This window comes from Candidatus Symbiothrix dinenymphae, from assembly GCF_001431085.1.
Genome location: NZ_BBRU01000230.1, coordinates 1 through 623, shown reverse-complemented (window position 1 = coordinate 623; position 623 = coordinate 1). Strand labels below are relative to the sequence as shown.

The following is a 623-nucleotide window of genomic DNA, read 5'->3' as shown; positions in this document are numbered from 1 at the left end:
GCCATTGGTGTATTGTCCTGATGAGCATTCTTTTTACAGGGATAGTTTCATTGCTAAAGTGGACATTGAATTAATAGTGAATAAAATTAGTTTTATTGTAAGTGATGGCATAATAGTTGACGTTGGAGGTTTTTGTGGTATAGATAAATCAATGGAAGCAAATTTGCAAATTCCCGAATTTGCAAAAGGAGTTTTGAGAGTGGAGCATGATTTAAAATATGGTTTTGCTTACAGCATTCATGATGATTTTGACTATGAATATCCGGTATATATAGATATACAAACTGGTTGGGTATGTGTTGGAAACCATGAAAAGAAAGGTAGTGCAGTTGAGTTTATCAACAATTGTGTTGCCATGATAGATAATAATAACAAATTTGTGTCGCTGTGGTTAAAACCACAATTGTTACCTCGTTGAACGTAGGCTCTGCCTACATTGGATTAAAAAGCAAGGCTCCAGCCTTGCAAATGATTAGTACATAGTCGGATAAAAAAACGCATCTTGTTTAAAGATGGCGAGTTATCCGAGACAGGTTTCCTTAGTGATTGACTAAGGGGAAGCGAAGCTTTGGCTTTGATACGGAGTGAAAAAGTGTTTGGATTGAAATACGAAAGAAGTATGA

General features: G+C 35.8%; 1 protein-coding gene. It reads left to right on the top strand.

Annotated elements, in window-relative coordinates; genetic code table 11:
- A partial coding sequence (locus ASC50_RS03205; RefSeq protein WP_226995365.1) for a hypothetical protein occupies positions 1-418 on the top strand: 418 nt, incomplete at its 5' end.
- Positions 419-623: the final 205 nt, after the last annotated feature.